The sequence below is a fragment of the Achromobacter sp. JD417 genome (genome assembly GCF_041879325.1).
Taxonomy (GTDB): Bacteria; Pseudomonadota; Gammaproteobacteria; order Burkholderiales; family Burkholderiaceae_B; genus Achromobacter; species Achromobacter mucicolens.
Window position 1 is genome coordinate 4,003,661 of sequence record NZ_CP087159.1, and the last position, 16,629, is coordinate 4,020,289.

The 16,629-nt window shown below is 66.7% G+C and carries 17 protein-coding genes; 7 read left to right on the top strand and 10 right to left on the bottom strand.

Going from position 1 to position 16,629, the window contains the following annotated elements; all coding sequences use genetic code 11:
• The first annotated feature begins 598 nt into the window (after window positions 1-598).
• Together LN047_RS18395 and LN047_RS18400 are read left to right on the top strand one after the other, a co-directional pair.
• Window positions 599-1,033, top strand: a complete 435-nt coding sequence (locus LN047_RS18395) for a cupin domain-containing protein (protein ID WP_142054388.1) — start codon at window positions 599-601, stop codon at window positions 1,031-1,033.
• A gap of 145 nt (window positions 1,034-1,178) precedes the next feature.
• Complete coding sequence (locus tag LN047_RS18400) at window positions 1,179-2,183, top strand: LysR family transcriptional regulator (protein WP_373979809.1); 1,005 nt, start codon at window positions 1,179-1,181, stop codon at window positions 2,181-2,183.
• Between the two features lie 46 nt (window positions 2,184-2,229).
• On the opposite strand, the gene LN047_RS18405 is transcribed toward LN047_RS18400, so the two are convergent.
• Genes LN047_RS18405 through LN047_RS18415 form a run of 3 tightly spaced genes read right to left on the bottom strand, consistent with a single transcriptional unit; the run spans window position 2,230 to window position 3,989 of the window.
• Window positions 2,230-2,724: an Ohr family peroxiredoxin gene (locus LN047_RS18405; RefSeq protein WP_152384986.1), complete on the bottom strand. Its 495-nt coding sequence runs from the start codon at window positions 2,722-2,724 to the stop codon at window positions 2,230-2,232.
• A gap of 20 nt (window positions 2,725-2,744) precedes the next feature.
• Window positions 2,745-3,500 (bottom strand): SDR family oxidoreductase, encoded by a 756-nt coding sequence (locus LN047_RS18410; protein WP_373979810.1) that lies wholly within the window; start codon window positions 3,498-3,500, stop codon window positions 2,745-2,747.
• A 9-nt stretch (window positions 3,501-3,509) separates the two neighbouring features.
• Window positions 3,510-3,989, bottom strand: a complete 480-nt coding sequence (locus LN047_RS18415) for a carboxymuconolactone decarboxylase family protein (RefSeq protein ID WP_373979812.1) — start codon at window positions 3,987-3,989, stop codon at window positions 3,510-3,512.
• Window positions 3,990-4,192: 203 nt separating this feature from the next.
• Between LN047_RS18415 and LN047_RS18420 the strand changes: the two genes are divergently transcribed.
• On the top strand, window positions 4,193-5,080 hold the full coding sequence (locus LN047_RS18420; RefSeq protein WP_280147758.1) for a LysR family transcriptional regulator: 888 nt from the start codon (window positions 4,193-4,195) through the stop codon (window positions 5,078-5,080).
• A gap of 29 nt (window positions 5,081-5,109) precedes the next feature.
• Here LN047_RS18420 and LN047_RS18425 read toward each other — a convergent pair whose 3' ends face one another.
• Window positions 5,110-5,778, bottom strand: a complete 669-nt coding sequence (locus tag LN047_RS18425) for a FadR/GntR family transcriptional regulator (protein WP_062839193.1) — start codon at window positions 5,776-5,778, stop codon at window positions 5,110-5,112.
• Between the two features lie 192 nt (window positions 5,779-5,970).
• Between LN047_RS18425 and LN047_RS18430 the strand changes: the two genes are divergently transcribed.
• Both LN047_RS18430 and LN047_RS18435 read left to right on the top strand, forming a co-directional pair.
• Entirely contained in the window at window positions 5,971-6,840 is an 870-nt protein-coding gene (locus LN047_RS18430; protein ID WP_152384990.1) for a fumarylacetoacetate hydrolase family protein, read from the top strand.
• 70 nt (window positions 6,841-6,910) lie between these two features.
• Complete coding sequence (locus LN047_RS18435; RefSeq protein ID WP_373979814.1) at window positions 6,911-7,891, top strand: tripartite tricarboxylate transporter substrate binding protein; 981 nt, start codon at window positions 6,911-6,913, stop codon at window positions 7,889-7,891.
• Between the two features lie 44 nt (window positions 7,892-7,935).
• On the opposite strand, the gene LN047_RS18440 is transcribed toward LN047_RS18435, so the two are convergent.
• From LN047_RS18440 to LN047_RS18460, 5 genes are read right to left on the bottom strand one after another with little or no spacing between them, the layout of a single operon-like run.
• Entirely contained in the window at window positions 7,936-9,429 is a 1,494-nt protein-coding gene (locus LN047_RS18440; RefSeq protein WP_373979815.1) for a class I adenylate-forming enzyme family protein, read from the bottom strand.
• 47 nt (window positions 9,430-9,476) lie between these two features.
• On the bottom strand, window positions 9,477-10,211 hold the full coding sequence (locus LN047_RS18445) for a CoA-transferase subunit beta (protein WP_062839197.1): 735 nt from the start codon (window positions 10,209-10,211) through the stop codon (window positions 9,477-9,479).
• On the bottom strand, window positions 10,204-11,037 hold the full coding sequence (locus LN047_RS18450; protein WP_373979816.1) for a CoA transferase subunit A: 834 nt from the start codon (window positions 11,035-11,037) through the stop codon (window positions 10,204-10,206). The genes LN047_RS18445 and LN047_RS18450 overlap by 8 nt, the downstream gene beginning before the upstream one ends.
• 29 nt (window positions 11,038-11,066) lie before the next feature.
• A complete protein-coding gene (locus LN047_RS18455) occupies window positions 11,067-11,786 on the bottom strand; it encodes an enoyl-CoA hydratase/isomerase family protein (RefSeq protein WP_373979817.1) in 720 nt (239 codons plus the stop codon).
• Window positions 11,783-12,952 (bottom strand): CaiB/BaiF CoA transferase family protein, encoded by a 1,170-nt coding sequence (locus LN047_RS18460; RefSeq protein WP_373979818.1) that lies wholly within the window; start codon window positions 12,950-12,952, stop codon window positions 11,783-11,785. The genes LN047_RS18455 and LN047_RS18460 overlap by 4 nt, the downstream gene beginning before the upstream one ends.
• 311 nt (window positions 12,953-13,263) lie before the next feature.
• Between LN047_RS18460 and LN047_RS18465 the strand changes: the two genes are divergently transcribed.
• Both LN047_RS18465 and LN047_RS18470 read left to right on the top strand, forming a co-directional pair.
• Window positions 13,264-14,232, top strand: coding sequence for a Bug family tripartite tricarboxylate transporter substrate binding protein (locus LN047_RS18465; RefSeq protein WP_373979819.1), 969 nt, complete (start codon window positions 13,264-13,266; stop codon window positions 14,230-14,232).
• Window positions 14,229-15,887: an FAD/NAD(P)-binding protein gene (locus LN047_RS18470; protein ID WP_373979820.1), complete on the top strand. Its 1,659-nt coding sequence runs from the start codon at window positions 14,229-14,231 to the stop codon at window positions 15,885-15,887. The genes LN047_RS18465 and LN047_RS18470 overlap by 4 nt, the downstream gene beginning before the upstream one ends.
• Here the strand turns inward: LN047_RS18470 and LN047_RS18475 are convergent.
• Entirely contained in the window at window positions 15,796-16,560 is a 765-nt protein-coding gene (locus tag LN047_RS18475; protein WP_056323557.1) for an IclR family transcriptional regulator, read from the bottom strand. The genes LN047_RS18470 and LN047_RS18475 overlap by 92 nt on opposite strands.
• Window positions 16,561-16,629: the final 69 nt, after the last annotated feature.

Genomic DNA, 16,629 nt, shown 5'->3' on the forward strand with positions numbered 1-16,629 from the left:
TCGGCTCCCTTCGGTTTCCGCCGGGCGCATCTAAACGCCCCGCCCCCCCAGGCCCACGCCACACCGGGCTCTGCCGTTGAATCTTGTCGGACAGCGGGGCGAGTTGGGTTCTTAAGGTTCTTGCATGCGACGAGGTGGACGAGAAGCGTCTTTCGGGGCCCGCCCCCGGGCGGCCGCGCGGGCGGCCTTCGTGGGCTTACGCGGCGTCTTGCGTCGTCGCGATGGCGCTTCGCGTGTGGCTGCTTCTGCTCTCGGTGTCTGACACCCTGGGGAGACTCCCGTCATACGAAGAGCGTCTCCCTAGGGTGTCAGACACCGGCAGCAGCAAACGCTCTAGGCAGGATCAGGCAGAGACGCCAATTATCCTCTTGGGGTGTCTGACACCCTCGGGGGATGAACTTGGTATGAATCTAATCTCACAAGGGTGTCAGACACCGGCTACCGACCGGCTACCGTCGCCCCGGCTACGCGCCGCGGCGAGCGGCCTGATGCGTTGGTGCCAGGCAGGCAACACGGTGATCCCTTGTGCGTGCCTACCGCCTCGCGGGCCGCGCTTCTACGATGGACCTGTCATCACTCACACACGCAAGGACAGGCCATGTCTAAGACCACCAAGTTCGGATTGCCCTTTATCGCCGCGGCCGCGCTGCTCGGCCAGCCCGTTTACGCCGCCTCCCATCACGCATCGTCCGGCGCCACGGCCGCGGATCCCATCGTCACCGAACTGATGACCAAGGCCCTGCCGGACATTCCCGGCAAGGACGCGTTGATGCTCATCGTCGACTATCCGCCCGGCGGGGCCGATCCCATTCACCGCCACGATGCGTATGGTTTTGTCTATGTGCTGGAAGGCAGCATCGTCATGCAGGTCAAGGGCGGCAAGGAAGTCACGTTGACGCCCGGGCAAACCTTCTATGAAGGGCCGGACGACGTTCACACGGTGGGGCGCAATGCCAGCCAGACGCAGCCGGCCAAGTTCCTGGTCGTCCTCATCAAGAAGCAAGGCGCGCCCGCCCTGACCCCGGTCAAATAGGGACGCCCGGCACGCGGCGGGGGCCTTTCGTCGCCCCGCCAGGCCTTCCCCCCGGGGCAAGGCCTTTTTTTTCGCGCGTGATGTCACAAGATTGCAGGCTGCGCCGTCTTAGCTGTAGGATCAACCCACTTGCGGCGCCGCCACCATGTCGACACCCTACCCTGCCCCTTCGGATACCCCTGCTTCGGCCGGACCGGATTCCCTGGCCGACAGCTTTGCCACCAGCTATGCCGGTGTCATGGCCTTCATCGCCGTCGCCGCTGAAGGCAATTTCGCCAAGGCGGGCGACCGGCTTGGCATCGGCCGCTCGGCCGTCAGCCGCAGCGTGCAGAAGCTTGAAGATCAGCTCGGCACGCGACTGTTCGTGCGCACCACGCGCAGCACGTCGCTCACGCCCGAGGGCCAGCGCTTCTACGAGCAATGCCACCCGGGGGTTGAACGCATCATCCAGGCGCTGGACGACATGCGCGACCTTCGCGAGGGCCCGCCGTCGGGCCAGTTACGCGTGTGCGCCACCGTGGGCTTCGGCCGCAAGATCGTCGCGCCGCTGTTGAAGGGATTTCGCGAGGCCAATCCGGGCATCTCGGTGGAGTTGCTGCTGGACGACGGCCCTACCGACTTCACCACCGACCGCGTGGACGTGTCCTTTCGCAACGGGCGCATGGAAGACAGCCAGGTGATTGCCAAGAAGGTGATCCCGATGCAGATGATGCTGTGCGCGTCGCCGGCCTATGCCGCACGCCACGGACTGCCCGCCAGCGTCGAGGACATCGCGGACCATGCTTGCGTGAATTTCAAGCTGGCGTCCGGCCGCGTGTTCGAATGGGAGTTCAAGGTGGGCGGACAGATGCGCAAGGTGGCGCCGCCCGGCATGCTGACCTTCAACGACGCGGACCTGGTGCTGCAATCGGTGCTGGACGGACACGGCATCGCGCAGATGGCGGCCTATCAGGTCTGCGACCATCTGCGGGCGGGCCGGCTGGTGGCCTGCCTGCCGCAATATGCGCCGGACGACCGCGGGCATTACCTGTGCTTTCTCAGCCGCCAGCACCTGCCGGTGCGCATGCGCGTGTTCATCGATTACATGACGGAGAACATCCGCGCGATGGACCTGCAGATACTGGACAGCCTGCTGGTCAAGCCGGCGTGAAGCGCAAGGCAGCAAGGCGCGTGGAAAGGCGCCCCGGCAAGCGGCGCTATTGCGTCAGCGCGACGACGCTTTCGATGCCGCCCTGCGCCATCTTGGAATAAGGACAGAGGCGCTCGGTATTGCGCACCAGTTCTTCGGCAATGGCCTTGTCCAGGCCGGGCAGGTGAATGTTGACGTCCGCCTTCAGCGCAAACAGGCCATCGACGGGGTCGCGTCCGAACGCGATCGTGGCGGTGACCGAGGCGTCGGGAATGGACAGCCCGGACCGCTGGGCCAGCATGCTGAGCGCGCCGTGAAAGCAGGCCGCGTAACCTGCGGCAAAGAGCTGCTCGGGGTTGGTTCCGCCGCCCGTGCCGCCCAGTTCGACGGGCAACCTTAATTCCACAAGCAGTTCGCCGTCGTCCGACATGGCGATGCCCGAGGCGCGGCCATGCGCGGCCTCCCCGCCCCGCACTGTCACGCTGGTGGTGTACAGGGGACGGAAGTCGCCGCCCCGGTACTTGTCCAGAAGGCTTTGGGGAGGAGGCCGCAGTTTGCTCATGTAGGTCCTTGTGACCGCCGCTACTTTCTTGCACCCGAACGGCTGAACCAGGTGTCAAAGTCGATCTTGCCCAGGCGCGGGCTGGTTCCCGGCACCAGTGTGCTGTCGTCCAGCAGCGCGCCGAAATAGCGCACGCCGGCATCCGCGTGCACGGTGCGGGTGTCCCCGATTCTACGCATGTAGCGTTGGACCAGTTCGGACAACCTGACCTTTTCCGGACCGGCGATCTCGACAATGCCGTTCACGGGCGCGCCCAACGTGGCGTCGGCCATGGCCAGCGCCACGTCGTCCGAGGCGATGGGCTGCACGTAGGCGGAGGACAGCCGTACCTCGTCGCCCTGCGTGCCGGACTGCAGGATGCCGCCCAGGAACTCGAAGAACTGCGTGCTGTGCACGATGGTGTACGGAATGCCGGCGGCTTCGATCAGGTCTTCCTGCGCGATCTTGCCGCGGAAGTAGCCGCTTTCGGCGAGGCGGCGGGTGCCCACCACCGACAGCGCGACATGATGGCGCACGCCCGCGCGCTTTTCGGCGGCCAGCAGGTTGCGGCCGGAGGTCTGGAAAAATTCCAGGACGGCCTTGTCTTCGAAGGACGGCGAGTTGGCCACGTCGACCACGACGTCGACCCCGGCCAGGGCCGCGTCCAGGCCTTCGCCGGAGATGGTGTTCACGCCGGTGGCGGGCGAGGCGGCGATGGCCTCATGGCCGCGTTCGGCAAGCAGTTTGACGAGCTTGGAGCCGATCAGGCCCGTGCCGCCGATGACGAGGATTTTCATGATCGATCCTTAGTTGAATTGGGCCTTGTCCAGCCCATACGCCTTGTCGGCCGACCCGGGCACCGTCTGGAATCCCACGTTCAGCCGGTTCCAGCCATTGATGGCCATGACGGCAAAGCTGAGGTCCGAGATTTCCTTTTCGGACAGTTCGCCGCGCACGCGCTCGTACACCTCGGTCGGCACGCCATGCACGCCCAGCGTGGTCAGCGCTTCGGTCCAGGCCAGGCAGGCGCGCTCGCGCGCCGAGAATTGATTGGATTCGCGCCAGATGGCGACATGGTGCAGGCGCAGTTCGCGCTCGCCGGCAAGCTTGGCCTGCTTGATGTGCATGTCCAGGCAGAAGCCGCAGCCGTTGATCTGCGAGGCGCGGATGTCGACCAGGTCAAGGATCGACTTTTCGATGGTGCCGGTTTTGGCCAGCATGGTGAACTCGACAAACTTCTTGAACAGTTCCGGCGATTGGGCAAAGGCGTTGAGACGTTGGCTCATGATGGCTCCTGGGTGGATTGGGCGCTTCCCGGTCGGGTTGCCGGGCGCGGCGCTTGCTTGTTCGACGCCCAAATCGTAGGCCGGCCCGCCGGACCGCAGTAGCCCCGGCGCGGGGACCATGATGTTGCCGCAATGGCAACAATCGGCAGGCGCGGTCACGCCGACAATAGGCAGGCAATCAAGGCTCGCGCCCGGAACTCATCATGAACAGAAACGATATCTCGATGCAGGACATCCATTACTTCGTCGAAGTCGCCAAGCGTGGAAAGCTGTCCGCCACCGCCGCCGCGCTCGGCATCCCCGTCGCCACGCTGTCGCGGCGGCTCACGCAGCTGGAACAGGCGCTGGGCTACAAGCTCTTGAACCGCACGACGCGCAGCGTCAGCCTGACGGCCATCGGACAGCAGTACTTCGATCATTGCGCGGAACACGTCGAAGGCGCCCTGTCGGCGCATGAAATCATCAACTCACGGCTGAACCACCTGGCGGGCACGCTGCGCGTGTCGGTCATGCCTGGCCTGACGACGATCCTGCCGGCGGTGCTGAAAGAGCTGCGCGAAACCTATCCGCAGATCTCGTTTGAAGTAGAGCTTGGCTTGGCCGACACGGGCCGCAATGGCCAGCACTTCGACCTGATGTTGCGCTCGGGCGAGCTGGCGGATTCGGCACTCATCCAGAAGCACGTCGCGCAGGTGCAGTGGGTGCTGGTCGCGGCCAGCAGCTACCTGGACCGATTCGGCCGGCCGACCTGCCCGGAAGACCTGGGGCTGCACGAGCGCATCATCACCGGCGACCTGCAGGACTGGACTCTGGGGGAAGGCGAGAGCCTGCTGAACGTCCGCGGCCCCACCCACATCGGTACCAACAGCTCGGCGCTGGGCGTGCAGCTTGCCATCGCCGGGCTGGGCATTGCCTGGATGCCCAGCCACCTGGCGCTGTCGCAAACACTGCGGGAACTGGATCTGGAACAGATCCTGCCAGACTGGAAACTACCCCCCGCGACCATCTACGCACTCTCCGACAACCGCGTGACGCCGGCACGGGCGAAGGTGTTTCTGGATACGCTGCAACGGCATCTGCGCGTGAACTAGGCGCCTGCATCCCGGGCGCACACCCTGGCTCACCCCAGCAAGTTTTCCCTGACGTGCACCAGATGCCGGCGCACCGCTGCCATGGCGCGGTCTGCGTCGCGGTCATGTAGCGCCTCGACGATTTCGCGGTGTTCAGCCTGGTAGGCCGCGCGCCGTTCGGGGGTGAGGCTCTTGCGCTTGAGCGCGCCCCAGGTCGCCTGCGAGCGCGCCGCGGTCATCAACGCGAAGACCTTTTCGATGAAGAGATTGTGCGTGGCCGTGGCCATCAGTTCGTGCAGTTTTGCGTCCCACACCTCGAACGCTTCAAAGCTGGCCGCGGCCTCCGCCTCGTCGCACGCATGCTGCATGGCGGCGAAATCGGCCGGCGTGCCGTGCTGCACCACCAACGCCGCAATGGCCGGTTCCAGCACCAGGCGAGCGGCCATCAGTTCGGCCGGGCTCGTGGACAGCACCTCGCCGCGCAAGAACGCCTCGGTCTGCGCCAGCGTCGACGGCGGGTTGGCGTAGGTGCCGCTGCCCACGCGCTGCGAGATCAGTCCGTCGTCCTTCAACTGCGCCAGCGTGCGGCGCACGGTAGACCGGCTGAGGCCGAATTCCTCGCTTAACGCGCGCTCGGTCGGCAGGCGATGGCCGGCGGGCCAGACGCCCGACTGCAGGTTTTCGATGATGACCGCCCGCATGGCGGAGGCTTTGTCCATGAGGACTCCCGGATGAATGCCGCGATGATACCAAATCAGTCCAATAAATTCCTGCTTATCCGGTAATAAACGGATTCGCCTGCGGAGAATTTTGGTTTATCCTGCCGAACAGCACCAATTGGGCCTGAATTATTCAACTTGGTATTTTTTGGTATCTCATCAACGGGCGGCGTAAGCCCCGCAGGAGCAAGCATGAAAATCGCGGTATTTCGAGTCAATGGTGAACGGCGCGTGGGCGTGGTCGCGGACGATGGCAGCACGGTTACCGCGCTGGACTTCGCGCCCGAACTGGCCGCGGCCGGCGCACTGACGGCGGTGCGGTGGCTGGCCGAGGGCCGCGCCCTGCCCGCCCAGACGGGACCGTCCTATCGCTGGGATCAGGTCGAGCACGAAGCGCCCCTGCCGGCGCAGCCGCGCAACCTGTTCTGCGTGGGCCGCAACTATCACGCCCATGCCAAGGAACTGCGCGACTCCGTCTTCAAGGACAACGACGCCAACCCGGAATCCTGGCCCATCGTCTTCACCAAGGTGCCGCAAACCGTGGTGGGCCCCTGGTCCGACGTGACGCTGCCCACGGGCATCTCCGACAAGATCGACTACGAAGCCGAACTGGCGGTGGTGATCGGCAAGGGCGGTCGCAACATCTCCCGCGCCGAAGCCATGAGCCACGTCATCGCCTACACCGTGGTCAATGACGTCACCGCACGCGACGTACAGATGCGCCACCAGCAGTGGGACCTGGGCAAATCCTTCGACACCTTCTGCCCGATGGGTCCGTGGCTGGTCACCGCCGACGAGCTGGACGGGCGCAACACGCGCGTGCGCTGCTGGGTGAACGGCGAGCTGCGCCAGGACGGCAACACGGAAGACCTGATCTTCGACATTCCCACGCTCATCGAAACCTGCTCGCGCGGCATCACGCTGTACCCCGGCGACGTCATTGCCACCGGCACGCCCGCTGGCGTCGGCCAGGGCCTGAATCCGCCCCAGTTCCTCAAGAGCGGGGACACCGTCCGCATTGAAATCGACGGCATTGGAAGGATCGAGAACCGATTCGTCTGACGCCCGCGCCAATGAGCGCCGGTCAATGAAACCGGCGCCGCGCAGCACGCAAGCCCATAAGGAGTGAGACATGAAACTGCGCTGCAAACAGGTGGCTGCGGCTGCCTTGCTATGCCTGAGTGCGACGGCCACGATGACCGTGCTGGCCGCCGGCTATCCCGAACGCCCTGTCACGCTGGTGGTGCCCTTCCCGCCCGGCGGCGTGGCCGACACCATCGCCCGCCCCATTGCCCAGGCCTTGGGCGACAAGCTGGGCCAGCCCATCGTCATCGAAAACAAGGGCGGCGCGGGCGGGGCCATCGGCATCGGCCAGGCGGGCCGCGCCAAGCCCGATGGCTACACGTTGCTGATGAGCCTGTCGTCGATTTCCATCCTGCCCGCGGCCGACCGGCTGCTGGAGCGCAAGCCCGCCTATCAGCTGGACCAGTTTGTGCCGATCGCCCGCATCACGGCCGATCCCACCGTGCTGGTGGTGCGCGCGGACGCGCCCTACAAGACGCTGGACGAATTCCTTGAGGCAGCCAGGAAACAGGGCGGCAAGCTGAGCTACGGCAGCTCGGGCATCTACGGCACGATGCACGTGCCGATGGAAATGCTGCAGAACGCCGCCGGCATCAAGATGATGCACGTGCCCTTCACCGGCGCGGGTCCTGCGGTGCAGGCGCTGGTCGGCGGGCAGGTCGACGCCCTGGCCACCGGCCCGTCCAGCGTCATGCAGCTCATTCAATCTGGACGTGTCCGCCCCCTGGCGCATTGGGGCGACGGCAAGCTGGAGAGCCTGCCGCAGGTGCCATCGCTCAAGTCCAAGGGGTTTGACGCCAGCTTCGTGCAGTGGTCCGGCATCTTCGCGCTAGCCGGCACGCCGCCTGCCGTCATCGACAAGCTGCGCGATGCCGTCAAGCAGATCGCGGACGATCCCGCGGTGCAGGCGCGCATCGCCGGCACCGGCAGCCCGGTGCAGTACCTGGACGCGCCGGCGTTCGACGACTATTGGAAAAAGGACTCCGCTTCGCTGGAAGTGGCGGTCAAGCGGATCGGCAAGGTGGAATGACGAACTAGACCGTAGCGTCTATGGGGGGCTTCGCGCCCCCTTTTTCATTGCACCGTTTCGCGCCCAGCCGCCTGCCGGGCCAGCGCCTTGCGGTCCACCTTGCCCACCGCGTTCTCCGGCAACCGGTCGATCCAGATCACGTCGCGCGGCACGTAGATCCGGCCCAACCGCGCCAGCACCTCGGCCTGTATCGCGGCCGCATCAGGCGCGGCGTCGCCATTGCCCTGCACGAAGATCACCGGCGTCTCGCCCAGATCCTCGTCCGGCGCCCCCACCACGCAGCAGGCGGCGATGCTGGGCATGCCCGTCACCACGCCTTCGATGAGCGCGGGCGAAATGTTCTCGCCGCCGCGGATGATGACGTCCTTGATGCGGCCGGTGATCATCAGATAACCCTGTGCGTCGAAGCGGCCCAGGTCGCCCGTGCGCAGCAGCTGCGGCGCGCCAGCGTCCGCACTGTCCACGCCCAGATAGCCCAGCATCAGGCTGTCGCCCGCAATGCAGATCTCGCCTTCGGCGCCTGCCGGCGCCTGGCTGCCGTCGGGCAGGCGCAGGCTCACGTCCTGCCCTTCAAGCACCGTGCCCACCGATCCCACGCGCCGCGCCGCGGGCGGATTCATGGTGGACGTGCACGTGGCCTCCGACAGGCCATAGGACACGACCAGCGGACACCCGAGGAAGGCTTCGATCCGGCGGTGCAAGGCCTCGGTGATTGGCGCCGAGCCGCAACGGGCAAAGCGCAGGCCGGCAAGGCTATCCGGATCGAAGGTCAATTCAAGCATCCGCGCATACATCGTCGGCACGCCGGTGATGATCGTAGGCCGGAAGGCGGCCAGCAGACCCGGCATGTCCTGCGCGCGGAACCGGCCGGCCAGCGCCACGCTCGCCCCCGCCAGCAGCGGCGTGAAGATCTGATTGTTGAGCGCGTTGGTGTGGTGCAGCGGCATGACGTGCAGCAGGCGATCGCCGGGCGTCAGACCCGTATGCGCCAGAACGCCGCGCGCGTTGTTCACGATCCCCCGATGGCTGAGCAGCACGCCCTTCGGATTACCGGTGCTGCCGGACGTAAAAAGCAGCAGCCCCGGCGCCGCTGGCGCGACATCCGCGCCGGACCAGTCCTGCCCGCCCTGCGCGATCTTTGCCGCATCGAGCGCGCGCGCCGCCGGCAGGCCGCAGCCGCGCGCGGTGGCGGCGTTGTCGCTATCGGCCAGCATCCACGTCAGCCCCACTGCCGCCACGCGCCGCGCGGTTTCCTCGACCGACAGCCGCGGCTCCAGCGGGCACGGGCATGCGCCCGCCGCCATGACGCCCAGAATGGCCAGCACCTGCGCCAGCGAGCGCTCCATCGCCACGCCGACGTAGTCGCCGGGCGCAACGCCGGCAGCCCTCAGGCCGCCCGCGGCCTGCCCCACCCGGCGGCGCAGGTCTGCGTAGGTGACGGTTTCCTCGGCGGTCACGAGCGCGGGGCGCGCGGCCCATTCCGGCTGGTCCCACAAGCGTGCAAACGCCGCCACGACCGTGGCATCGGCAATCGACATGACTGATTCCCCCTGTACCGGGCTCGATGTGATGGATGGTTGCGCGATCAGCGCAGCGCGACGGCGGCGTCGCGTTCGAACTGACCGTCCGCGTCCAGTTCGCGCAAGGCAAGGGCTTCGCGCTCGGTCGGCGGTTCGGTCGGGCCCGCGCCGGCGGCGTCGAACTCAAAGCCCGTGCGCTCGCGCACCTCGGACAGGCTGGATTCTGGATGCCACGATTGCAGCGCCAGCCGGCCGTCGCGTTTGATGAACACGGCAATCGGCGTGACCACTCCATGAAAGCCGCCCCACGACGTCATGAAGTCCAGCTTGGGCACGAACGTGCGGCGAGAATGCTCGGTGCGCCAGGTGCAGGCGCGCCGCGCCGTGGGCAGCATCACCGCCCCGCCGCCGCCGCCGGGCAGGCGGACCTTGGGTTCGTGCCAGTCGCCAATGCACGAGTTGTTGGCGCAGCCCGCGCCATCGATCTGCGCGGCGCCCAGAAACGTCAGGTCCATGCGGCCGCGCGTGCACAGGTCGTAGAAGTCTTCGTTCGAGAAGATCGACGCCGTGTGCTCGGCCAGCACCGGATCGGAGCTGGACAACGGAATGTGCGAGGGCCGCGGGTTCACGCCGCCTGCCACGTTGATGTAGACGAAGTCCCAGTCATACGCGCGCTTGGCCAGCAGGCAGGCCAGCATGGGCATCGTGGAATTGACGCCGCTGAACGTGATTTCATCGGGGCGGATGAAGCGCGCCAGATTGGTGACGATGTACGAAAAGCCCGACCATTGCTCAGCCATGATTTACCTCCCGCGCTTCGGGCGCCGCAGCCAGGTGCGCGCGCAGATCGCTGTTCTTGTCCATGTAGGTTTCCACCGCCGGATAGTCGATGGCGTAATCGGGCCAGCACGATCCCGGCCACGCGCCCCGCGGCACGACCGCATAGGCCTGCACCATGAAATACGGCACCAGCGTGGATTCGGGCTGCGCCTCGAACACGGCGCTATCCACCTGCTTTTCGGCCACCACCAGCACGCTGCCGGCGGCACGCGACATGATCCGGTCCCAATGCGCGGTGCCATGCACGCGCACATTACCCTGCGCATCCACTTCCGACGCCTGGATCACCGCGAAGTCGGGCCGGATCGCCGGCACCACCCAGGTCTTCTCGCCGCTGCCGTACGGGTCTTCCAGGCATTTCCAGCCGTTCAGTTCCGGCAGGCCGCTGCCGTGCAGACCGCCGCAGGGCTGAAACGGCACGCCGAAGGCCGCCGCGCGCAGCCCTGCAGTCAGGCTGGCGCAGGCATGTTCCTCCAGCTCGATCTCGTGGCGTTCCACGGCGCGCCGGTACCAGGGCGCCAGACCGAAGTTGCCCTCCATCGCGACGATGCCCGCGCGCACGCGGCGCAGCACGCCCGCCCGGCACAGGATGTCGACGTCGTACCCCGGCGACTGCTTGATGAGTTCGAGATCGCGCTTTTCCTGGCGGATCAGTTCACGCACGAACGCGAACGGGCCGCGATGCAGGAAGCTGCCGCCCAGCGCGATCGATGCCCCGTTGGGCACCAGCGCCGCCAGTTCCTGCAAGCTGCACTGCTTGTTCTTCTGATTGAATCCTGAAGCCATTGTCTTCCTCCCTGCTTGATGGGACGCGCCTAGCGCGCCTGCAGATATGCCGCCACGCGGTCCTTCAGCCCCGGCGCCGATGCCGAGCGCACCAGCCGTGCCAGGTCCGTGTCCGGCGTCTCCTGCGACAGCGCGGCGTAAAGCTGCACGCGGCTGTCGTCCGTGAGCGCGCTGGCGGTTTCCAGCGCCTCGTCGCCGATCCGCGTCCAGTCGGCCGGCGCCGCAAGCCGGCTGGCAAAGCCGTCGCGCAATGCGTCTTCGGCATTGAACGTGGCGGCCTGTTCAAGCACCGAGCGCGCGCGCTCGGCGCCCACCAGCGACGCAAACCGCCGCGTGCCCAGCACCAGTCCAAACTTCAGACCGGGCATCCGGAACGTGGCGTCCGGCGCGCTGACGCGCCATTTGCAGGCGCCGAACACATCCACGCCCGCGCCGAAATTGCGCCCGTGCGCCAGCGCGACGGTCAGGCACGGCGAGGCCGCCAGCCGCTGCAGCAGGGTTTCGATCCGCACGAAGCGCAGCAACAGATCGCCTTCGCTCTGCGTCTGCCAATCGCCGAAGTCAAAGCCCGCGCTGAAATTCTTGCCTTCGCCTTGCAGCACGATGACCTTGGCGCCCTGGCCTTCGGCCTCGTCAAGCGCGGCGATCAGCGCCTCGACCAGGTCGGCCGATAGCGCATTCATCTTTTCGGGGCGCGCCAGCGTCAGCACGTGGCGCGATCCTTGTCTGTCGATACGCAGGACACTCATGCCGCGCTCCCTTTGCCGCCCGCACGCAGCGGCCCCAGCACTTCGTCGTTGTGTTCGCCCAGCGCCGGGGGCCTGCGCCGCAGCGCCGTCGTCTCGCCGTCGAACCGCACCGGCAGCCCGAACGTGCGCGTCTGCACGCCGTTGGGCAGCTCAAGCGGCCGAACCCAGCCCATGTGCGCGACCTGCGGATCGTCCAGCACCTCGGAATACGTGTTGATGGGCGCGCACGGCACGCCGGCCGCGCGGAAACGCGCCAGCCATTCCTGCGCCTCGTGTTCCGCAAAGATCGCTTCCAGGATGTCGCGCAGCGCGGCCTGGTTGCGCGCGCGGGCGCTGGTGTCGGTAAAGCGCGGATCGGCCAGCAGGTCGTCGCGCCCCACCGTGGCGCACACGGCTTTCCACAGCGCCTGGTTGCCGGCGGCCATGCCGAAATACCCGTTCTTGCAGCGAAATGCCTGATACGGCGCGTTGCGCGGGTGCGCCGACCCCAGCTTGACGGGATCCTTGCCGCTGCCGAAGAACTCGGAAGTCTGCAAGGCAGCGATGCCCAGCGTCGCGCCCAGCATCGGCACGTCGATGTGCGTGCCCTGCCCGCTTGCCTGCGCCGCGCGCAGCGCAGACGCGATGGCGAACGCGCCATACAGCCCGGCCGAAAAATCGGCCAGCGGCACACCGCATTTGACGGGTTCGCCGCCGGCCTCGCCCGTCACGCTCATGATCCCGCTCATGGCCTGGATGGTGAGGTCAAAGCCGCCTTCCTGCGAGCGCGGTCCGGACTGGCCGTAGGCGGAAATCGAGCAATAGACCAGGCGCGGATTGGCCTCGCGCAGCTGCATGTATCCCAGGCCCAACCGATCCATCACGCCCGGCCGGTTGTTTTCGATGAGCACGTCGGCGCGCAGCGCCAGCTCGCGCGCCAAGGCGACGTCGCCGGGATCCTTCAGGTTCAGCGTCACCGAGCGCTTGTTGCGGTTGAGCGAAGCGAAGTTCTCGCTGTAGCCATCGGAGATGGGCGGCCAGCTGCGCAGCGTATCGCCGCCTTCGGGGTGCTCCACCTTGATGACGTCCGCGCCCATGTCCGCCAACAACATGCCGCAAAAGGGTCCCGCCGCGACGTTGCAAATCTCCAGCACTGTGATGCCGGTTAGCGCCGAACTGGGTGTCATGTCTGACCTCTCGTTATGAAAATTCAATATTTGGGATAAGAAAAACAGTATAAGACGCGGCCTTCAACGGTGGCATCATCCAGTCCGACCAAGACGGGAAGTCGTTGATTTCCAGGCGAAGCCTAGTGCAATCCCTAGGTGTCGCGGTTAATTGTTGACCAGCATAGCACCGTGTGGAATTCTACGTAAACCATTTATTGGAACGTCGATCCTATATTTTAGGATTTAATAAAAGAGGACTGCAGCGGTCAAGCCGCCGGCGATACGCACGGCGCCTGCCGCATGCTGGCCCATCCACCGAGGAGACTTGCATGAGACTGTTGTGGCGTATTGCCTTGGCCAGCACGGTGCTGGCGCTGTCGGCCAATCCCGCTTCCGCGGATAACTGGCCAACGAAACCCGTGCGCATGGTGGTGCCGTTTCCGCCGGGCGGAGCCACGGACGCCGCCGCGCGCATCTATGCGCAGCATCTGGGAGACTTTCTCGGCCAGAGCGTGGTCGTGGAAAACAAGGCGGGCTTGGGTGGCGAGATCGGCGCGGAGTTCGTCGCCAAGTCCGCGGGCGACGGCTACACGCTGCTGATGGGCGCCGTGGGCAGCCACGCCATCCACGCGGCCATGCCCGACAAGCCCGGCTACGATTTCGGCACGGCCTTCGTCGGCGTGTCGATGGCCACCAGCATGCCGATGGCGGTGGCGGTCAACAGCAGCAAGATCTCCGCCAAGAACGTGCAGGAATTGATTGCGCTGGCCAAAAGCAAACCCGGCACGATCACGTTCGGATCGGCCGGCCCGGGCACCTCGCAGCACATGGCGGGCGAACTCTTCCAGGCGGTGACCGGCACGCGGCTGATGCACGTGCCTTACCGCGGCAGCGGGCCGGCCATCACGGATCTGTTGGGCGGCCAGATCGACATGGTCATCGAAACCCTGCCCGCCCTCTTGCCGCAGGTTGCCAGCGGCAAGATCCGCCTTTTGGGCGTCACGACCGCCAAGCGCGCCACGGCCCTGCCCGACCTGCCGACACTGATGGAACAGGGAGTGAAAGACTATTCGGTCGCCACCACGTACGCCCTGCTCGCGCCGGCGGGCACGCCGCCCGCGGTCGTCGAGAAGCTGTCGGACGGGATGCGCCGCGCCGCCGCGATGCCCTCCGTGCAGCAGGCCGCCTTGAAGCTCGGCGCCGACGCCATCGCCACCACACCCGCCGACACCAGCCGGATGCTCAAGCAGGAAACCTCGCGCTGGGCCGACGTGGTGCGCCTGTCGGTGGCGAAATGACGCACGCCCCCGCATCGGGCCGTCCGGCCGCAATCGGCCTGGCCATCGTCGGCGGCGGCTCGGTCGGCGTCAGCTTCCTGTATCAGTTCCTGCTGGCGCTGCAGGCCGCGCCCGGCGCGCAGGAGGCACGGCCGCCGGTGATCCATCTGTTCGAACCGCAGGCTGTGCCTGGCCCGGGCGGCGCATACCAGGACGACCTGCGCAGCAACCTGCTCAACATCCCCGCCGGCAACATGTCGGCGCGCGCCGACCATCGGCTGGACTTCGTCGACTGGCTGCGCGCGCAGGATGCCGGCTGGCTCGGCGGCTATGGAGTCACCGCGATCGATCCGGCCGACTTTCTGCCGCGTCCGCTCTTCGGCGCCTACATGGGCGCGGTCTACGAACGCTGCCGCCAGCTCGCCCGGTCCCTGGGCGTGACGCTGGAGCACGTGCGCAGCCGCGTGCACCGCGTGGCGCCGCAGCCGGACGGCGGCGCGATCATCCAGCCCGCACACGGCGCGCTGCGCCACGCGCGCCACGCCGTGCTGTGCAACGGCAACCTGCCCTCGCAGGCGTTTCCCTCGCTGGAAGGCGTGGCCGGTTACTTCAACAGCCCATATCCGGTGTCGGCGCTGGCGCAGGACATCGCACCCGATGCGTCGGTGTGCATCGTCGGCACCAGCCTGAGCGCGGTGGACGCCGTGGCCGCACTGCAACAGGCCGGACACCAAGGCCCGATCCTGTGCGTGTCGCGCAACGGTCGCTTGCCGTCCGTGCGCAGCCCGCACAACCGTCCGCCGGACGCGCTGCAACGCCTGAGCCGAGACGGCGCCCTCGCCCTGGCCGCTCAGCACGGCGGAGCGCTGACGCTGGACATCATCTGGCAAGCCCTGCGCGACGAAGTGCTGGCGTTGCAGGGGTCTCTGGACCTCGACGAGGTGCTGGGCATGGACGGCGACGCGCGATCCGCGCTGGAAGACGAGATCCGCCGATCGTCCGCCGCCCCGCGTCCGTGGCAGGCGGTGGCCGCGGCCACCAACGCGGCGGTCGATCAGATCTGGCACTTGCTGCCCGATACCGAACGGCGCCGCTTCCAGTCGCAATGGCGATCGCTATGGATGGCCCGGCGCGCAACCTTTCCCATGCGCAACGCCTTGAAGCTGCAGGCATTGTTCGGCGCGAATCAGCTCAGCGTTGCGGCGGGCTTTGCCGGCTGCGAACACGATCCGGCCAGTGGCCTGTTCCGCACGCGGCTGCGCACGGCGGACGGCCAGATCGAACACCTGAGCCATCATCTGATCAACGCCACGAGCTTCTCGGTGGACTCAGCGCGCACGGACGATCCGCTGGTGTCTGAACTGCTGCGCGAAGGTCACGCGCAGGCCGATCCGCACGGCGGACTGACGCTGGACTACGACACGGGCTGCCTGATAAATGGCGCCGGCCAGCACGTGGCTGGCGTCTCGGTGCTGGGCAGCCTGGCCGGAGGCACCTACTTCTGGACCACGTCCATGGACGTCAATGCCCGCCTGGCGCGCGATCAGGCCGAGCGGATCGCGGCCACCCTGCGCGCCACGCCCCTCACTGATCCAGAAATCCGCGGCGATAGCCCATTCCCTGAGAGATGGACTGCGCACAGGCCGCCACATCCGGCGCAAGCTGCTTCATCCTAGCGGCGCTCAGGCGATCCAGGGGGCCAGAGATGCCCACCGCGGCCACGGGCTGGTCCAGACTGTTGAACACCGTCACCGCCAGCCCGCCCACCCCTTCGCGCCACTCTCCGCGGTTCACCGCGTAACCGGCGCGCGCGATCTTGCGCAGCTCGTCTTTCAAAAGCGGCATGGACACGATGGTGGACGGCGTGTGCCGCACCATCTGCTCCGCGTAGCGTTCGACGTAGCCCTCGGGCTGATACGCAAGCAGCGCCTTGCCGGTCGCCACCGCATAGGCAGGCGCGCGGCCGCCCACCATCGAGTACGCGCGAATAGGTTGCGGGCTGTCGATCTTGTCCACGTACACCACGTCAAAGCCATCCAGCACCGACAGGTGCACGGTCTCGCCCGTCTGGTCCGCCAGCGTGCGCATGTGGGGCGCGGCCAGTTTGCGCACGTCCAGTTGCGCCAGTTGCCGCGCCGCCAGTTCGAAAAGGCGCACGGCCCCGCGGTAACCGCCGCCGTCGTCGTCCTTGATCACGTAGCCGGCGTGTATCAGCGTCTGCAAGGTGCGATGCGTATTGCTGCGGGTCAGACCCACGCGGGCCGCCAGCGCGTCGATGGTGCGCGGCGGATTGTCCACATCGGTCACGGCTTCCAACACCATCAGCCCTTTGAGCAGTGTCTTGTCCATTCGTGATTTTTCCTAATATTTAGGACGGGAACATAGCACGGGACGCGGTGCGGGAACAGCAAATTCCGC

Bases quoted from the DNA above. Each gene is read 5' to 3' on its own strand.
- LN047_RS18395 (WP_142054388.1), top strand. From the start codon at position 599: ATGTCTAAGACCACCAAGTTCGGATTGCCCTTTATCGCCGCGGCCGCG.
- LN047_RS18400 (WP_373979809.1), top strand. From the start codon at position 1,179: ATGTCGACACCCTACCCTGCCCCTTCGGATACCCCTGCTTCGGCCGGA.
- LN047_RS18405 (WP_152384986.1), bottom strand. From the start codon at position 2,724: ATGAGCAAACTGCGGCCTCCTCCCCAAAGCCTTCTGGACAAGTACCGG.
- LN047_RS18410 (WP_373979810.1), bottom strand. From the start codon at position 3,500: ATGAAAATCCTCGTCATCGGCGGCACGGGCCTGATCGGCTCCAAGCTC.
- LN047_RS18415 (WP_373979812.1), bottom strand. From the start codon at position 3,989: ATGAGCCAACGTCTCAACGCCTTTGCCCAATCGCCGGAACTGTTCAAG.
- LN047_RS18420 (WP_280147758.1), top strand. From the start codon at position 4,193: ATGAACAGAAACGATATCTCGATGCAGGACATCCATTACTTCGTCGAA.
- LN047_RS18425 (WP_062839193.1), bottom strand. From the start codon at position 5,778: ATGGACAAAGCCTCCGCCATGCGGGCGGTCATCATCGAAAACCTGCAG.
- LN047_RS18430 (WP_152384990.1), top strand. From the start codon at position 5,971: ATGAAAATCGCGGTATTTCGAGTCAATGGTGAACGGCGCGTGGGCGTG.
- LN047_RS18435 (WP_373979814.1), top strand. From the start codon at position 6,911: ATGAAACTGCGCTGCAAACAGGTGGCTGCGGCTGCCTTGCTATGCCTG.
- LN047_RS18440 (WP_373979815.1), bottom strand. From the start codon at position 9,429: ATGTCGATTGCCGATGCCACGGTCGTGGCGGCGTTTGCACGCTTGTGG.
- LN047_RS18445 (WP_062839197.1), bottom strand. From the start codon at position 10,211: ATGGCTGAGCAATGGTCGGGCTTTTCGTACATCGTCACCAATCTGGCG.
- LN047_RS18450 (WP_373979816.1), bottom strand. From the start codon at position 11,037: ATGGCTTCAGGATTCAATCAGAAGAACAAGCAGTGCAGCTTGCAGGAA.
- LN047_RS18455 (WP_373979817.1), bottom strand. From the start codon at position 11,786: ATGAGTGTCCTGCGTATCGACAGACAAGGATCGCGCCACGTGCTGACG.
- LN047_RS18460 (WP_373979818.1), bottom strand. From the start codon at position 12,952: ATGACACCCAGTTCGGCGCTAACCGGCATCACAGTGCTGGAGATTTGC.
- LN047_RS18465 (WP_373979819.1), top strand. From the start codon at position 13,264: ATGAGACTGTTGTGGCGTATTGCCTTGGCCAGCACGGTGCTGGCGCTG.
- LN047_RS18470 (WP_373979820.1), top strand. From the start codon at position 14,229: ATGACGCACGCCCCCGCATCGGGCCGTCCGGCCGCAATCGGCCTGGCC.
- LN047_RS18475 (WP_056323557.1), bottom strand. From the start codon at position 16,560: ATGGACAAGACACTGCTCAAAGGGCTGATGGTGTTGGAAGCCGTGACC.